General features: G+C 63.7%; 22 protein-coding genes. 10 read left to right on the forward strand and 12 right to left on the reverse strand.

The genetic code is table 11. The features are described 5' to 3' along the window. Positions 1-25 precede the first annotated feature (25 nt). Positions 26-1,570, forward strand: a complete 1,545-nt coding sequence (locus FZI91_RS08115; RefSeq protein WP_155938351.1) for an acyl-CoA carboxylase subunit beta — start codon at positions 26-28, stop codon at positions 1,568-1,570. Between the two features lie 17 nt (positions 1,571-1,587). On the opposite strand, the gene FZI91_RS08120 is transcribed toward FZI91_RS08115, so the two are convergent. Both FZI91_RS08120 and FZI91_RS08125 read right to left on the reverse strand, forming a co-directional pair. After that, positions 1,588-3,030 carry a carotenoid oxygenase family protein gene (locus FZI91_RS08120; protein ID WP_155938353.1) on the reverse strand — a complete coding sequence of 481 codons (1,443 nt, stop codon included), beginning with the start codon at positions 3,028-3,030 and terminating at the stop codon, positions 1,588-1,590. Positions 3,031-3,107: 77 nt separating this feature from the next. Next, a complete protein-coding gene (locus FZI91_RS08125; protein ID WP_155938614.1) occupies positions 3,108-3,782 on the reverse strand; it encodes a hypothetical protein in 675 nt (224 codons plus the stop codon). A 141-nt stretch (positions 3,783-3,923) separates the two neighbouring features. Between FZI91_RS08125 and FZI91_RS08130 the strand changes: the two genes are divergently transcribed. Beyond that, the gene (locus tag FZI91_RS08130; RefSeq protein ID WP_155938355.1) at positions 3,924-4,343 is read left to right on the forward strand and encodes a PPOX class F420-dependent oxidoreductase; all 420 of its coding nucleotides are present in this window, start codon (positions 3,924-3,926) and stop codon (positions 4,341-4,343) included. A gap of 19 nt (positions 4,344-4,362) precedes the next feature. Continuing rightward, positions 4,363-5,157 (forward strand): alpha/beta fold hydrolase, encoded by a 795-nt coding sequence (locus FZI91_RS08135; RefSeq protein ID WP_155938357.1) that lies wholly within the window; start codon positions 4,363-4,365, stop codon positions 5,155-5,157. Position 5,158: 1 nt separating this feature from the next. Here the strand turns inward: FZI91_RS08135 and FZI91_RS08140 are convergent, their stop codons facing one another. From FZI91_RS08140 to FZI91_RS08155, 6 genes are all read right to left on the reverse strand, one after another. Further along, on the reverse strand, positions 5,159-5,935 hold the full coding sequence (locus FZI91_RS08140) for a glucose 1-dehydrogenase (protein WP_155938359.1): 777 nt from the start codon (positions 5,933-5,935) through the stop codon (positions 5,159-5,161). 118 nt (positions 5,936-6,053) lie between these two features. Further along, entirely contained in the window at positions 6,054-6,569 is a 516-nt protein-coding gene (locus tag FZI91_RS08145; RefSeq protein WP_155938361.1) for a hypothetical protein, read from the reverse strand. Between the two features lie 442 nt (positions 6,570-7,011). Further along, positions 7,012-7,557: a nitronate monooxygenase gene (locus tag FZI91_RS24295; protein ID WP_375234386.1), complete on the reverse strand. Its 546-nt coding sequence runs from the start codon at positions 7,555-7,557 to the stop codon at positions 7,012-7,014. Between the two features lie 9 nt (positions 7,558-7,566). After that, positions 7,567-7,740 carry a nitronate monooxygenase gene (locus FZI91_RS24300; RefSeq protein ID WP_375234387.1) on the reverse strand — a complete coding sequence of 58 codons (174 nt, stop codon included), beginning with the start codon at positions 7,738-7,740 and terminating at the stop codon, positions 7,567-7,569. Then, positions 7,722-7,853 (reverse strand): hypothetical protein, encoded by a 132-nt coding sequence (locus FZI91_RS24305; protein WP_375234388.1) that lies wholly within the window; start codon positions 7,851-7,853, stop codon positions 7,722-7,724. The genes FZI91_RS24300 and FZI91_RS24305 overlap by 19 nt, the downstream gene beginning before the upstream one ends. A gap of 5 nt (positions 7,854-7,858) precedes the next feature. Beyond that, the gene (locus FZI91_RS08155) at positions 7,859-8,875 is read right to left on the reverse strand and encodes an alcohol dehydrogenase catalytic domain-containing protein (RefSeq protein WP_166548239.1); all 1,017 of its coding nucleotides are present in this window, start codon (positions 8,873-8,875) and stop codon (positions 7,859-7,861) included. Positions 8,876-9,393: 518 nt separating this feature from the next. Between FZI91_RS08155 and FZI91_RS24195 the strand changes: the two genes are divergently transcribed. Beyond that, positions 9,394-9,531, forward strand: coding sequence for a hypothetical protein (locus FZI91_RS24195; protein WP_309224176.1), 138 nt, complete (start codon positions 9,394-9,396; stop codon positions 9,529-9,531). Positions 9,532-9,668: 137 nt separating this feature from the next. Here the strand turns inward: FZI91_RS24195 and FZI91_RS08165 are convergent, their stop codons facing one another. Beyond that, positions 9,669-9,989, reverse strand: a complete 321-nt coding sequence (locus tag FZI91_RS08165) for a hypothetical protein (RefSeq protein WP_155938363.1) — start codon at positions 9,987-9,989, stop codon at positions 9,669-9,671. Positions 9,990-10,024: 35 nt separating this feature from the next. Between FZI91_RS08165 and FZI91_RS08170 the strand changes: the two genes are divergently transcribed. Then, positions 10,025-10,162, forward strand: coding sequence for a hypothetical protein (locus FZI91_RS08170; protein WP_155938365.1), 138 nt, complete (start codon positions 10,025-10,027; stop codon positions 10,160-10,162). Here FZI91_RS08170 and FZI91_RS08175 read toward each other — a convergent pair. Continuing rightward, positions 10,159-11,073: a LysR family transcriptional regulator gene (locus tag FZI91_RS08175; protein WP_162526523.1), complete on the reverse strand. Its 915-nt coding sequence runs from the start codon at positions 11,071-11,073 to the stop codon at positions 10,159-10,161. The genes FZI91_RS08170 and FZI91_RS08175 overlap by 4 nt on opposite strands. Positions 11,074-11,195: 122 nt before the next feature. On the opposite strand from FZI91_RS08175, the gene FZI91_RS08180 reads away from it, so the two are divergent. After that, on the forward strand, positions 11,196-11,918 hold the full coding sequence (locus tag FZI91_RS08180; RefSeq protein WP_155938367.1) for an SDR family NAD(P)-dependent oxidoreductase: 723 nt from the start codon (positions 11,196-11,198) through the stop codon (positions 11,916-11,918). A 1-nt stretch (position 11,919) separates the two neighbouring features. Beyond that, positions 11,920-12,312, forward strand: coding sequence for an SgcJ/EcaC family oxidoreductase (locus FZI91_RS08185; protein ID WP_155938369.1), 393 nt, complete (start codon positions 11,920-11,922; stop codon positions 12,310-12,312). Here the strand turns inward: FZI91_RS08185 and FZI91_RS08190 are convergent. Then, a complete protein-coding gene (locus FZI91_RS08190; protein ID WP_155938371.1) occupies positions 12,296-12,601 on the reverse strand; it encodes a hypothetical protein in 306 nt (101 codons plus the stop codon). The genes FZI91_RS08185 and FZI91_RS08190 overlap by 17 nt on opposite strands. 53 nt (positions 12,602-12,654) lie before the next feature. Continuing rightward, a complete protein-coding gene (locus FZI91_RS08195) occupies positions 12,655-12,933 on the reverse strand; it encodes a hypothetical protein (RefSeq protein WP_155938373.1) in 279 nt (92 codons plus the stop codon). A 269-nt stretch (positions 12,934-13,202) separates the two neighbouring features. Between FZI91_RS08195 and FZI91_RS08200 the strand changes: the two genes are divergently transcribed. The 3 genes from FZI91_RS08200 to FZI91_RS08210 all read left to right on the forward strand — a co-directional run bounded on the left by FZI91_RS08200 (position 13,203) and on the right by FZI91_RS08210 (position 15,650). Further along, entirely contained in the window at positions 13,203-13,829 is a 627-nt protein-coding gene (locus FZI91_RS08200; RefSeq protein ID WP_162526524.1) for a TetR/AcrR family transcriptional regulator, read from the forward strand. Continuing rightward, the gene (locus tag FZI91_RS08205) at positions 13,829-15,061 is read left to right on the forward strand and encodes a glycosyltransferase (RefSeq protein ID WP_155938375.1); all 1,233 of its coding nucleotides are present in this window, start codon (positions 13,829-13,831) and stop codon (positions 15,059-15,061) included. The genes FZI91_RS08200 and FZI91_RS08205 overlap by 1 nt, the downstream gene beginning before the upstream one ends. A 166-nt stretch (positions 15,062-15,227) precedes the next feature. Beyond that, on the forward strand, positions 15,228-15,650 hold the full coding sequence (locus FZI91_RS08210) for a hypothetical protein (RefSeq protein WP_162526560.1): 423 nt from the start codon (positions 15,228-15,230) through the stop codon (positions 15,648-15,650). The last annotated feature ends 17 nt before the right edge of the window (positions 15,651-15,667 follow it).

A 15,667-nucleotide genomic window follows, 5' to 3' on the forward strand; every position in this document is an offset into this window, starting at 1 on the left:
CGAGCGGTATGGAAGAGTCCGCACCATGGCCGATGAACCCTTGCGCGACGACCATGCCGAGCTACTGCGGAGACGCGCGCTCACCGAGGACGCGGCCCGGCCGGAGGCGGTTGCCCGCCGTCACAGCGCGGGTGGTCGCACCGCCCGGGAAAACATCGCCGATCTGGTCGATGACGGATCGTTCGTCGAGTACGGACGATTCGCCATTGCCGCGCAACGCCACCGGCGCGAGGTCGCCGATTTGATCGCCCGCACACCCGCCGACGGTCTCGTCGCCGGCACCGCGCGGATCGCAGGCAATCCGTGCGCCGTGCTGTCCTACGACTACACCGTGCTGGCCGGAACGCAGGGCGCACTCGGTCACCACAAGAAGGACAGGCTCTTCGATCTGATCGAGCGCATGAAGCTCCCGACGGTGTTCTTCGCCGAGGGCGGCGGCGGACGTCCGGGCGACACCGATTACCCCGTGGTGTCGATGCTCGATGTCCGCGCGTTCAAGTTGTGGGCAGCGCTATCGGGAGTGGTGCCACGCATCTCGGTGGTCAAGGGCAGGTGTTTCGCGGGTAACGCCGTGATCGCGGGGTGCTCCGATCTGATCGTGGCCACCAAGGACACGTCCATCGGCATGGGTGGCCCCGCCATGATCGCCGGCGGAGGGCTCGGCGAGGTACATCCCGACGACGTGGGACCGCTGTCGGTGCAATCGCCCAACGGCGTAGTCGATGTGGTCGTCGACGACGAGGAACAGGCCGTGGCCGTCGCCAAACGGCTGCTCGGCTACTTCCAGGGTCCGATAGCACCCGGTCCGGTGGCCGACCAAACCCTTTTGCGGACAATGATTCCCGAACGGGCGCGGCGCGCCTACCCGGTGGGTCCCGTCATCGAAACGCTGGCCGACGAGGGTTCGGTGACGTTCCTGCGCGAGAAGTTCGCCCCCGAGATGGTGACCGCGTTAGCACGTATCGAGGGCCGCGCCGTCGGCGTCCTCGCCAATAACTCCATGGTGATGGCCGGGGCGATCACCGCCGCCGCATCGGACAAGGCGGCCAGATTCCTCCAGTTGTGCGATGCGTTCGGGCTGCCTGTGCTCTCGCTGGTCGACTGCCCGGGATACATGGTGGGTCCCGCGGCGGAGGCAGATGCGTTGGTGCGACGGGCATCTCGCATGCTGGTCGCCGGAGCAGTGCTGCGTGTACCGCTGGTCGCGGTCATCCTGCGCCGCGGGTATGGCCTGGGCGCTCAGGCCATGACCGGCGGCAGCCTGCAGGAGCCGCTACTCACCGTGGCCTGGCCCGGCGCACATCTGGGCCCCATGGGCCTGGAAGGCGCGGTGCGGCTGGGACTGCGCAAGGAGCTGGAGGCGATTCCCGACGAGGCGGCCCGGGAAGAAGCGGTGCGTCAGGCCACTGCCGCGGCACAGGAGAACGCCAAGGCGCTCAACGCCGCTCAGATCTTCGAGATCGACGACGTGATCGACCCGGCCGAGACGCGAATGCTCATCGCATCGACCTTCGCGGCGGCCACGCGGGAGCCGCTACCGCCGCGCAGGTCCGTCGTCGATACGTGGTAATTCCTTAGCGGAATGCCTCAGTTAGTGCTCGGCACCCAGTTGCCGTGGAATCCGCTGGGCACTCGGTGCGGCAGTTTGATGCTCGCGATGTCTTCGAGGGTTTGGGCGTCGAGGATAGCTAGCTCGCTGCGGTCGGTCGTCCTGTCGTAGAGGTAGCCCATCAGCACGCCGTCATCCTCCGCCGAGGTATCCGATGACGGATGAAACACAAACTCTCCCAATGCCTTATCCGCGCCAAAGGACCGAACCACGGAGCCACCACCGACAAAGTCATGCTTGTACAGCGTGCCCACACCGGCAGCCCCCTCACCGATAGCGGGTGCATATCCGTACCGGTGCCGCTGACCGATCACCCGCTCGTCGACCCGCGGGAACTCCTGGCCGCGGTCGTCGATCCGTGTTTCGCGGACCTTCCCATCAGCCATGTCGACGACCCAACGGTCCAGCGTCGGCAGGCCCTCGTTGGGCCCGAGATGATCGGTGTCGAACATCTTCGGATGCCGCACCAGATCGAGCACCACGGTGTCGCCCTCGTCGTACGCGTTGAGTGGGTGGAACACGTAGCACGGCTCGACGTCGAACCACCGGACGTCGGAGCTGCTTCCTTCGCGCGGCATGACCCCCACTCGCGCCGGGTACATCGGATTCCATGAGTAGGGCAGCCGACGGTCGGCGCCCGTGAGCAGTGGCTGCCGGGCGGCAATGGGGTCCGGGATGCGGATCCGGCCGATCAATGCCGAGAGCAGCAAGCGGGCCGGTAGCCGGAGGGCCCGCGGCACAGTCGCCGAGGCCGCCTGCGCGGCATCGAAGGTGACAGGCAGGTCGTAGAACACCACATGTTTCTCGGTCAGCGAGAAGTCATGCATCATGGGGCTGCCGCTCACCTCGATGTCGACGCTGCGCCGGGCGCGACCATCGGTGCCGATCACCGAATACTGGACATACCTCCCGCGATGCATGCTGTATGAAACCGCATGTAGCTCACCGGTTTTTGGATCACGCTTAGGATGCGCGGTGTATCCGCCGGTCAGCGTGCCGTCGAAGTCACACACCCCCACGGTGTCCAGCTCATCGGTGAGCTCGTAGTTGGCAATTCCCCCTTCGATGAGCGCAATGGTCTTGCCGGCGTGGCCGACGACATTGGTATTGGCGCCCATCGGCGAGATCCGGAACTGACCCGCCGGGGCGTCTCCGCCCAGTTCCTTGGCGAGCTGGGGTGAGCGCACCCAACGGTTTCGGTACCACTCGGCCCTACCATCCCGGACACGAATACCGTGGACCATGCCGTCACCCATAAACCAGTGATACAGCTCGGGATCGATCTCACCGATCGGGTTGGGGCCGTTGCGCAGATAGCGGCCGTCCAGATGCGCGGGGATGGTGCCCACCACGTCCAGATCGGTCAGTGTGTATTCGTGTTCGAGCGGGGCGTGCTCGCCCTCGAGATAACGGTTCGTCATGGCGAAACCTCACGTCGACGGGGTGCTCAACCTCTGTATAGCACCGGGGACGTGCCGTGAACAGGGTGCAATGTGCGCTATTGCGACGCTTCGACGAACTCCCGTCGCCCGTAGTGCAGGCTCGCGTGTTGCCAGTCCCCGCCCGAGGAAGCGACCAACCGCCGGGCGGCGTCGACGTCCGCGATGTCGGCTACCAGGATCAACCATCCGTCCTCGGTAACCGACCCACCGACCAAGGCCTCGCGCGCATCGACATCAGCGGCCAGCGCGTCGTGGAACCGCACCCGGTCGATTCCCGGAATCTCCACTGCCACAGCGTTTATCGCCGTATCCCCGGCCTGCAGATATTCGAAGGTCAGCACCGATTCCTGTCGGTACTGTTCACGCACCTGCTCGCCGATGCGTTGTAGATCGTCGCGATTCACGCACGCCAACTCGAAGGCCCGCGAGCGCTCGTAGGTCATGCGACCGCCATCCTGCGACCAATACACGCCGTCGACGGGTGTCGAGCGCACGGGCAGCACGAGGTTCTGGACCGTCATCACACTCACCTGCAGTGAGAACTCGTCGAGAGGATCCTGCAGTCGACTATCCGCAGGGTCGGTGATCACTGCGGTGTTGTCGGTGGCGAAAAGCTCGGCCTGCGGCCGGGCCGGATCCCCCGGAACGCATGCCTGCGGGTCGGCGTGCGCGTACGCGGTGGGCGGCCCTCCCACGACGAGCGCCAGCACAGTAAGTCCGATCCCGATCATGCGCGTCACTCTTTCCATTATTTCGACACGCCCCCTTGTGGCGGAAGTGTGCGATACGAATCGGCCACAAGGCCGCGTGTCGAAGCGCCTGGTCGAGCCGATTTGATGTGAAGTGCACTTGAGACCCTAGGTTCGGGATCCATGACCTCTATCCATGATTCGGCTGTCCGTGAGTTCCTCGACTCGAACCCCGCCCTGGTGGGGCAACTCGGATACCTCGGAGCCGATGGGCGACCGCTGGTGCTGCCCATCTGGTACCGGCTCACGGACGATCACCTGCAGTTCGTCACGCATCTGGATACCTTGAAAATCAAGGCGTTACAGCGTGATCCGCGCGCCGTCATCACGGTTGCGACGCCGACAGAGCCCTACCTCTACGTTCAGCTCCAGGGTGAGGCCAAGGTGGACCCCGACGAATCGACGGCACGCGCCGCGTTGCTCGATATCACCGCGCGGTATCTGGGAGCCGAGCGCGCCGAGGCATACGTCCGCGACCATCACAGCGGACCCGGCGAAGTCGTCGTTCGCTTGCACCCGCTCCGCGTGCACGCGGGCCTCTGACAGCCCAAGGAGACTCTCGATGTACACCATGACCCTCAATGGCACCCAGATCAGCTTTGACGATCAGGGGTTGGGCGCGGGGCCCGCGCTCCTGCTGCTCACCGGCTGGGGGCACGATCACCGTGCGTACGACGAGCTGCTCCCGTATCTGGTCCCCCGCCATCGCGTGATTCGGATGGATTGGCGCGGCCACGGCATCGACCGCACACCCGTTGCCGACTTCGGTCTGGCCGAGCAGATTTCCGATGTCATCGGGCTGCTCGACACCCTGAGCGTGGAAACCATAGTCCCCGTCGCCCACGCCCACGCCGGGTGGACGGCGCTTGAACTCGCCGAACGTCTCGGTGTCGCGCGGGTGCCCGCCGTCATGATCGTCGACCTGATCATGACGCACGCGTCTGCCGAATTCCTCAACGGCATCCGGGCATTCCGCGATCCCGCACGCTGGCAGTCCAGCCGATTGACGTTCCTCCAGGCCTGGTTGGCCGGCAGTAGCAACGACGCCGTCAATCGACACATCCGTTCCGAGATGGGCGGATTCGGGTTCGATGTGTGGGCCCGCGCCGGCCGAGTCATCGAGGATGCCTACAACACCTGGGAGTCACCGATGGCGCGGATCGAGAAGCTGACCGCGCCTCGGCCCGTCCGCCACATCTTCTGCGGGACCGAGCACACCTACTATGACGATCTGCACGAGGAGTTCGGCGCGCGGATTCCTTGGTTCAGCTACAAACGGCTGGACGGAACCACGCACTTCCCGCAGCTGGAACTTCCCGCGCAGGTCGCCGCGGAGCTGGAGGATCTGCTCTCGTGAGTTACTGCCCGATCATCGTTTTCAGGGTCGGGCCCGCGGTCCAGCCGCCATCGACGGCGAGCTCGGCACCGGTGATGTAGCTCGCGTCGTCGGACAGCAGGTAGGCCACGGCGCCGGCCACCTCGTCGGGGGCACCGACCCGTCCCATCGCGGTGATCGGCATGTTGCCCTCGCCCTCCTGGAATCCAGCCTGTGCCGTCATCGGGGTGTACACGACACCGGGGTGCACGGAGTTGACGCGAATCCTCTCGGAACCCAGCTCGATGGCCGCGACTTTGGATAGACCACGCACACCCCATTTGGACGCGCCGTACCCGGAGGTGAGCGCCAATCCGACGAGACCCGCGGCCGACGAAATGTTGACGATCGAACCCCCACCGTGCACGCGCATCGACGGGATAACCGCCTGCATGCCGATGAAGACGCCAACCAGGTTCACGTCGATGACCTTCCGGAAATGCTCCAGGGGTTCGTCGGCGACCAACGAGGCGCTGGAGATACCTGCGTTGTTCACCAGCCCGGTGACCTCACCGAACTTCTCGACCGCAGTGCTTACTGTGGCGGCCCACTGCGCCGGATCGGTCACATCAAGGTGGATGAACTGCGCGGCGTCGCCGAGTTCTCCGGCCAGGTTGTGTCCATCGACGTCCAGGACATCCGCAATGATGACCTGGCCACCCAGCGATACGATCCGATGAGCGAAGGCCGCACCGAGGCCGCGTGCTCCACCGGTGACGATGACGTTCTTTCCTTGCAGCAGAGACGAATTGCCATTCATCACTCCACACAACCACAACCCCGACAGCAGCGGCGGGTTTCTCCCGCCCAACGGGAGGAGTGAGCGATCCCACCGGCGCACCCCAATTATGGGGTGGCACCGGCGGTTTGAAGGTCCGCTAGATCTCGACCGATTCCGGCTCGACAGGCGCACCATCCTCGGGCGCCGGCCCGGGATTCGCTGCGAGCACCGTTGCGGGAATCACCTCAGGACCTTCGGCATGAGCCGGTACATCCAGGGGCGAGGCCTCGGCCGCGTCCGCATTGTCGATCGGCAGGTACATGTGGCGCTTGAACTGCGACTGGTAGGCGCCACCTCCACCGATGCGCACACCGCCGCCCTCACCACTGGAGACAGGAGTGCCGTCAGGCAGCGTGACAGCGGTGTGACCGCCATTCCAGCCGATAACCACGGCACCGGGTGCGGTGCCGTACTTGAAACCACGCGCAAGAAGCGCGCGCTCCTGGTTCCCGGTGTTGAACCGAGAACCGAACGCGGGGCGGTCGGTGGCGACGTTGGAGACCCAAGAGGCCAGCCCGGAGCAGTCAGTGCCCCGTGCGGTATCTCCGCCCGAGATGTATGGCGTACCCGAGACCTGATGGATAAACGCCAGCAAAGCAGCGAGATCAGACATGGGTAGGGACGCTAACCACGAGATTGGCGGCTTGCCAAAATGTGTGGCTTCGGTCATATTTGCTGAGGATTATGACGAGAATTACTGTCCGCCAATGGCTTACTGATTACCGTAGCGCACGTTGGATCATGTTCCTAATCCAACAAACTTGCAGTACACCGTCGGTTTGTTGAATGTTCATAAATTGCGATTCATAATTTGCTGCGCCGCATACGCTCTGGTCACTCTTTCTACACATTCACGCATCTCTTGAGTTAACGCAGGAAAATTTCTGTTACCCATGCCACGTTTTTGGGGACGTCTGTCTCACTCCGTGGGACACCTGGCGCGCTACCGATTTCACCGTCACGAACGCCGATATCGGGCGAAAATTGGACGCTCCGTACTCTTTTCAGAGAGGGCCGGCTGCTAGCTCAGTGCAGCTTCCAGGTCGGCCATGATCTCAGCGATAGATCCGGTTCCTCGCACGCTTGAATCCGTCACCCGCCCAAACGTTCGTGCCGTCCGGATCCCCCGCGCGCACCGTTGCCGCCCGGATGGGGCTCGTCAGATAGTGCACCTCGGTGTAGCCCCACGGCGCCTGCGCCTCATGCTCGCTGATGAATCTATTACGCAATCCCCGCGCATATCGACCCGAAAATACCTTGGTCACAATCGTTTCAGAAAAGTCGGGATCTTGTAGCGCGGCCCGACGGACCGGGCTGCTCCCGGCCTCGTCAGCAAGGAGAAATGTCGTACCCAACTGTGCGGCAACGGCTCCCGCCGATAGCGCGGCAGCAAGGTCCGAACCGGTGGTCACGCCGCCCGCGGGGATCACCGGCACCTCGAGTTTCCCGATCAAGCCGGCAAGCAGACTGGTCAGCGGTTCCGTTGCGGGCGTGGCCGCCGGATCGAAGGTGCCACGGTGGCCGCCGGCGTCCGGCCCCTGCGCGGCCAACATGTCGACACCAGCGCCGAGTGCGAGCTCAGCCTCCCCAAATGTCGTCACGGTGGCTCATCACTGAAGCGAGGCACTCCACATCCACGCCGTACCGTTCGGCCTCACAGGCGAGCCCGTTCGCATACTCGGTTGCGGTACAAACAGATTCACGCCAAGAGCACCTGTAGTCAGTGCGCGTGCGGCCGTGATCCGATCCGCGAGAGCGTCGGCAGTCAGATATCCGGCGGCCACAAATCCCAGTCCGCCCGCATTGGTCCCCGCGCCGCCAGCTCCGGAGTGCTCAGCCCTCCGGCCATGGGCGCCACGATCACCGGACCGGCCATGGCGCGGATATCGAATGCCACGACAGTCACGCCTTGGCGTCGAGGACGACGCGGAACCTGGCCGCGCCGGCCATCATACGCTCATACGCCTTCGGCGCGTCCGACAGCGGCATGATCTCATTCATCGACCGAATTCCTTGGTGCTGAGCGAGATTCAGATTGTCCTCGTTCTCGATGGCGCTGCCGGTCAGCGATCCGACAATCGAACGGGTACCGAAGATCAGATCAGGGATGCTCACCTCGATGGGTTCGGAGTCGGCACCGACGACAATCAGCTTGCCGTTCGGCGCCAGCCCGGCGACCAGCGGTGACATCGACGACCCGCTGGAGGCCGTCGCGAGGACAGCAGTGGCTCCCCCGAGCGCCCTCAAGGCTTTCGAGGGATCACCCGCCGTGCTGTCGATGTACTCATCGGCGCCGAGTTGGCGCGCCAGATCCTCCTTTCCGGTGCCACGCGCGATGGCCACTACCCGGTAGCCCAGCGACTTGGCGTACTGGATACCGAGATGACCCAGCCCGCCGATGCCCTGGATTGCGATCAGCGAACCTGGGCGTGCGTTCGCCGTCAGTAGCGCGCGATAGACGGTGAGGCCAGCGCACAGCAGTGGCGCCGCGTCGAGCGGATCAACACCCTCGGGAACACGCACCAGCCCGCTGGCCTGGGCATAGGCCACCTCGCTGTAACCCCCGTCGACGGTGGTTCCCGTCTGGTTCTGATTGGCGCAGTTCACGAAATCACCGCGGCGACACTGCTCGCACTGGCCACAGTGCCCGTTGAGGTATCCGACACCCACACGTTCGCCGACATGCCAGGCATGCACGCCCCCTCCGACTGCCTCGATCACGCCCACGATTTCGTGTCCCGGCACAACGGGTTTCGACGGATCCGCCCGCATGCCTTCTGCCGCGAAAGCATCGGTATGGCAGACACCGCACGCCTCGACGCGGATCCGCACCTCACCGGGCTCGGGATCTCTGACCTCACGCTCTACCCAACGAAAATCCCGCTGGCCCGTCACCTCGAACGCGCGATATGTGGACACGGTTACTCCTGTAGGTCGTGGTCATCTGCCGGGCCGGCTAGATCAACATCAAAGATTGGCACATATCGCCGTACGGCGATAGATGCTTACTGGAGCTCAACGACGCGTCATTCCGATCCATTCCGGTCTGGGACGTCCGTACCTCACGTGAGGCGAAATACACGATTGCCGTGTCGATTACCTGGAATCAATAAACACTCGCCCCCGTTACCCACAGAACGCAATGACAAGCGTCGAAGACAGGAGTCACTCAGATGGACATGAAACTGGAGGTCATAGTGATTCCTGTATCCGACGTAGACCGGGCGAAGCGTTTCTACGAGAGAAACTCGGCTGGCGGCTTGGCGCCGATTCTGCGACTGATGAGGCATTCCGAGTAATCCAGTTCACACCCCCTGGTTCTGCCGCATCCATCATCTTCGGCACCGGAATATCCTCGGTAACAACGGGTTCTGTCCAGGGAATACATTTGATCGTCAACGACATCAAGGCTGCGCATCGACCTGTCCGAGCGAGGCGTGAAGGTCAGCGCGGTCTTCCACGACGAAGGCAGCGTGTTCCACCACGCCAGTTACGGATCTTTCGCATCGTTCGATGATCCCGACGGCAACGGCTGGGTGCTTCAGGAAGCAACCACCCGGCTTCCGGGGCGCTGATCCAGCGCTCGGCCAATTTAACTGCGCTGGTAGGGATTTCCTCCGAACTACGAGGAAGTCCGTCGTAGCGATCGCCAGTGCGATCATCGCAGGATGAATCCACGTCCGCGCCCCCTCAGATATCGACCATGGGTCCCTCAGCGCCCGGACGCAACACCGTGTGGCATGTCGCGCAGGCCGCGGCGGCGATGGGCATCGGCAGGTTCGCCCATGCCCCCATCCTGCCGCTGATGTCGGCGCAAGCCGGACTTAGTGCCCGGGCCGGGCTGGTTGGGAAGTGGCGCATGGCTTTTCGTGGGCCTGGCGGCTGCACCCTCGGCGGTGCTGCTGATGTGGCTCAACAGGCACTGGTCGCGTCCCATGGTGTTCGTGTCGGCGCTCGGCCCACAGGCGGTGGACATCGCACTGCCGGCGCTCATCCCCGGGGTGCCCACAGCGCTGTTCGGCGCTACCTTCATCGGCGTCAGCACGGTGGGCCAGATCGCCGGACCTCGTGGTGGTGTCGGTCCTCAAGCACGGCAGTCACGGTTTTCAAGAGGCGCGCATCATCGGCGCACTGGTGGTGACGCTAGCGGCGGCCGTTGCGGCCGTACTGCCGATCGGCTATCCGGTCGATACCGAAACTCGTTAGACGTCAAGGTGATATGGGTCGTCCTTGGGGAGCCACACATCTTCCAGCCCGAGCGGCCCCGTCGCACGAGTGAGTGCGTCGACCATGGCGTGCACCGTGGGGTTGTCCTCGTCCTCACGGACAACCAGCGACCACGTCCAGCACGGCGTTGGATTGACAATCGGACGCGCGATCAGACCCGGCGGAACCGGGGTCTGCTGCCCCTTCGGGTTGACCAGAACCGGTCGCTTGAGCCTGCGGACATGATCGAAAAACGTTGGGCCGGTGACGCCCCCGTCGCCGATGCGCTGCAAGGGGGCACCGACTTCATCGGCGAACTGTTGGGCGTATCGGTTCCATGACTCCCAGCTGGCACCGTCCTCCTCGAGGAGCGCCAGCGTGTGCTTGGCCTCGACCGGTGAACCGTCTGTCCCCACGTCAAGGGCATAGAGCCTGTCGGCGCCCACAATTCGGGCGCGCAGCCGCAGTCCCTCCAAGTCCGCGTTCTGCACCCAGCAGATGGCCAAGTCCAGACTGCCCTCCGCGACGCGGGCCGCCTGAGTGTGTGAGGGCATTACCCACGTGTCAACCCGGAGCTGCGCCACACCCGCGGCGCGTTCGGCCCAGTCAGTCGGACACCAATTCACATACCCAATGCGCACCGGCTGCGTGCGAACCAGCCCCATCGCAGCCCTTCGGAACGCATCGGCACGATCGATCAAAGCGCGAGCCTCCGGCAGCAGCGCCGCGCCCGTGGGCGTCAGCGATACCGATCGACGGTCACGATCGAAGAGCTGCACCTTCAGATCACGTTCGAGCGCCTTGATCTGTTGTGAGAGAGAGGGTCCGGCAATATGCAGCCTGTCGGCGGCGCGGCCGAAATTCAGCTCCTCGGCGACGGTGACGAAGTACCGCAACTGGCGCAGTTCCACCGACACATCCTAGACCGCTGGTAGATGCAGCCTCCCAGCAATGAGCAAACAGGTCGTGGCCTCCGGGCAGATGTTCGCCAATGATCTTGTTGGAAGAGCTACAACACGAATGGAGCAGTTCTATGCCATCTACACAGAAGGTCGTCGTCATCACCGGGGCGTCCCAGGGCATCGGTGCCGGGCTAGTCGAAGGCTTTCGCAAACTCGGATACGCCGTCGTCGCGAACTCTCGCTCTATCCCGGACAGCTCGGACCTCCAGGTCCTCTCCGTCGCCGGTGACATCGCACAGCCCGGTGTCGGGGCGCGGGTGATCGACGCCGCCGTCGCGCGATTCGGACGGATCGACACCGTGATCAACAATGCGGGCATATTCATCGCCAAACCGTTCACCGAGTACACAGATGAGGACTTTGACGCCATCACCGGCGTGAACGTGCGGGGATTCTTCGAGATCAGTCGCGCCGCACTCAAGATTCTGACCGAGCAGGGCGAGGGTGGGCACATCGTGAACATCTCGACAAGCCTGATCGACCAAGCCAATTCGCAGGTTCCGTCGGTACTCGCCGCGCTCACCAAGGGCGGCCTGAATGCCGCTTCGCGCTCGCTGGCCGTCGAGTACGCCACCCGTAAGATCCGCGTGAACACCGTGGCACTAGGCATCATCAACACCCCGATGCATGCCGGTGACTCCGAGGAGATGCTGGCTGTGATGGCGAACATGCACCCGCTCGGTCGGCTCGGCGAAACCTCTGAGGTCGTGGACGCCGTGCTGTACCTAGAGAACGCCCCCTTCGTCACCGGTGAGATCCTGCACGTCGACGGCGGACAAAGCGCGGGACATTGACATGGGCGACACCGCAACAGCCGTCGACATAGTTGGCGCGCTACTCAAGGAATGGAAGACGGGCGTCGACGCCCACAAACCCGAGATGGTCGCAGCGCTCTTCACCGAGGGCGCGCTCTTTCAGGGACTGCAGCCCTACAGCGTGGGGCGCGATGGGGTGGCGAGGTACTACGCGTCGCAGCCGCACGGGATGCGCGTCACCTACGACATCCTCGAGGCTCGCCTGTTGGGCAATTCGGCGGCGCTCGGATACGTGCAGGCGCAGTTCGCCTTCGAGAACCGGCCCGCGGTCGCCCTCCTCATCGGAGTAGTGGCAACACACACTGACGGTCGTTGGCAGATCGCTTATTACCAGGTGTCACCACCACCCCTGGGGGCTAGCAAGCCAGCGTGACGTACGCGACCTTTTGTCGGGTAGTAGGAACCGTTGTCGGCCGGTTCCGCATATTGCGTCCCGACTGCACGTCCTGGGCGCCGGTCTGCTGCGACACCCCTTGCACCGTGCACTGCGACGGATGATCCGATCCGACCTTCGTGATGATGACCCGGTAACCGTTGGACTTGAGGTCGTTGATGACGGCGTCGGTATCCGCGGCGGGGCCGGCGAACGCGGCGGCAGCCGTCACCAGTGACAGTCCCGCGGCGGCTACTCCTGCAACCGCCGCGGTAATGATCTTCTTCATCAGTGGTGCTCCTTCTGCGTCGTCGAAGATGAAGCCGGGCTTACAACTCGTGACTAAGCGTTGTTCTTATTTGTGCCGTAGGGCACGTGCGGGTTGGTCCCCAGCGGGACCAGTGGGTTGGCGCCTTCATAGGTCGGCTGGTGGACACCCTGCTCGTAGTAGACATCGCCGGGTGCCACGCACGGGCCCTGCCCGGTGGCGTTGACGCTCGTTTCGCTGGCGTAGCAAACCGGAGGAGGCGTCGGACCGGCCGAGGCGATCGGTGCTCCGACAATAGCGACAGCCGCGGCAACACCGACTCCGCCGAGGATTGCAGTGAGTGACTTTCTCATGTGATGTTTCCTTTCCGCTCGGTCATCTTGCTAATGGCCTGGAAAGTGAAATCACTTGCCAAAACATCAACGTTGATGCATTCATCCAGTTCAACGGCTTTCAACATCACCTAGTTCCCAACTTATGAGATCCTCGGCCAATTCTTAGCTAAATCTCAGAGTACCCCATGGGGGTTAGGGTCCCAAGAAAATGGTGTATAGCCGTTTACCTACCGTTAACCAGGGGTAATGAGCCCGTCTGGCTAGATCACCTGATCTATAGTTAGATCATGCGATCTAAATCGGGCATCAAACGCACCTTCACCGAGGTGGCGCGGCGCGAGCAGATCGTCGCGTGTGCGATGGAAGTGATCGCGGAGGTGGGCTACCCACAAACCACCATCCGAAAGATCGCCGACCGGGCAGGTATCGCGATGAGTGTCGTGCTGTATCACTTCGGTTCCAAGGATGGGCTCGTTGAGGCGGTCATCGCGTCGATGTATCAGACGGCCCTCGCCGAGGTGCCCCCGGCGGTACGCCGCGAGCGGACCCCGACGGCGCAGCTCGCCGCTTACATCCGTGCCAGCGTCGGCTATTTCGATACCCATCGCATGCACCTGGCAGCACTCAGCCAGCTGGGGACGAGCTACAAGCCTAGCGACGGCCGACGCCTTGGCGACCTGGAGCTGACACCCGAGCTCACCGATCAATTGGCCGAGCTCGATCCATCCGCCATTCTCCGCGCGGGCCAGAAATCCGGTGAATTCGCTTCGTTTCCAGTCGATTCCACCGCCATAGCAGTGCGAGGAGCGGTGAACGCGGTGGTCGAAAAGGTACTGCAAAACGCCGATTTCGATGCGCACGGCTACGCGGAGGACCTGGTGAAGTTGTTCACCCGAGCAGTGCGGAGGGTGTGATGGCTAGGATCATGATCGCCGCGATCGGCAGTCACGGTGACGTCGCTCCCATGACGGGTATCGGTGCGCGCCTCACACACGCCGGCCATCACGTGACCATCGCGGCGTATGAACGCTTTGCGCCGCTGATTACCCAGTGCAGCTTGAATTTTCGCGGTATTCCCGAACCAGGTAACCAATCGGGGGATTCCGATACCGATCCCATGAAGGGTCTTGCGGAATTCCTCGCCCCACGTGGCATGCGGACGCTAGGTGCCGCGCTCTTGACGGCGCTGGGCGACGAACCCACCGACGTACTGATGCTGTCACCGTTCGCGGAGCTAGCGGGACATCCGATCGCCGAAGCCAAGGCCGTAGCCTCCGTCGGCCTTCGGCTGCAACCATTCTCGGCCACCGGCGCCTTTCCTCCAGCGGCGTTGGGCGCCTGGTCGGCCGGCTCGGTGGGCAACCGCCTTGCGTCCCGCTCCGGCGGCTGGCTTGTCGATCACTTGTACGGCGGCGCGGTCGCCGATTTCCGGCGAGACCTCGGCCTACCCAAGGTTTCCGCGGGCGCGCTACATCGCCAACGCACCGAAGCGGGTTGGCCTGTGCTGCACGGATTCTCGCGGTATATCGTTGCGCGACCGGAAGATTGGCGGGCGGGACTCGACGTGACCGGCTACTGGTGGCCTGAACCCGACCCACAGTGGAGTCCCGCCGCCGAGCTAGTCGACTTTCTCGCCGGGGGAGCCCCACCGGTGTTCATTGGGTTCGGGAGCACGATGACCTCGGCCAAACACGCGGCGCACATATCCGAAGTCGCCCAAAAAGCCCTGCGCCAGGCCGGTGTTCGCGGCATCGTACACGCGGGTTGGTCCGGACTCGATGCCGTCGGCGACGAGATCCTGACTATTGAAGACGTGCCGCACAGCTGGCTGTTCCCACAGATGGCCGCCGTCGTGCACCACTGCGGTGCGGGCACGACGGCGGCCGGGCTACGTGCCGGAGTTCCGGCGATCGCCGCTCCTGGGCTTGGCGATCAGCCATTCTGGGCGCGGCGTCTCAAAGGACTCGGACTGAGCGCCGCCACCATCCCGCAACGCGCGCTGACGGTCGAGCGGCTCGCCGATGCCATCCGCGTCGCCCTGACCGACGACGGGCTCCGGGAACGTACCCGGCAGATCGCTCGTGTTCTGGCAGCCGAGGACGGCCCGGCTCAGGTTGTGCGTATGGTCGACGAACTACTGCGCTGACCAAGAGGGTCCGCGACACGTACCGATTCCATGCCGCCGTCATCCCGAGTCCCCGTTTTGAGCGTGCGAATTGTGTCGATTTCTGGACGTTGTTCGACAGGATCCGCACGCTCGACAGGCACCCGCTGGGCGTAGTCTCCTGCGGGTGAGGGACACCGGACACCTGCTGGAAGCCGCCACCGCCGTAACGCTGCTTGCGGCCGGGCTCATCTTCCTACTCGCGCTGATACTCGGCGTCTGGAAGTACCGGCAGATGCTCAGCAGCCCGGACCATCTCGCACATCCCTACGTCGACATTGCGCATCGGGCGGCACTGCTCTATGCATTCGCCACCTTGCTCACCGCGGTATTCGTCGAGTTCAGCGGGTGGCCTAGCTGGGTAAATCTCACCGCTGCAATGGTTCTGGTGTTTTTCTTTGTGTCCGCCATCGTCAGCTACATCGTCCACGGCGCGCTACGCGACACCACCAATCAGCTCGAAAACCCTGGCCCAGGAATCTACGTGGCGATGGCCCTGCTCATCGCGGGCGAGATTGGCGGGTTCGCGGTTCTGCTCGCCGGATTCGTACGTGCCCAATGGTTCTCGTGACACCCGGCGCCTAGCGG

It is taken from the genome of Mycobacteroides sp. CBMA 271 (assembly GCF_009729205.1).
Lineage (GTDB): Bacteria > Actinomycetota > Actinomycetes > Mycobacteriales > Mycobacteriaceae > Mycobacterium.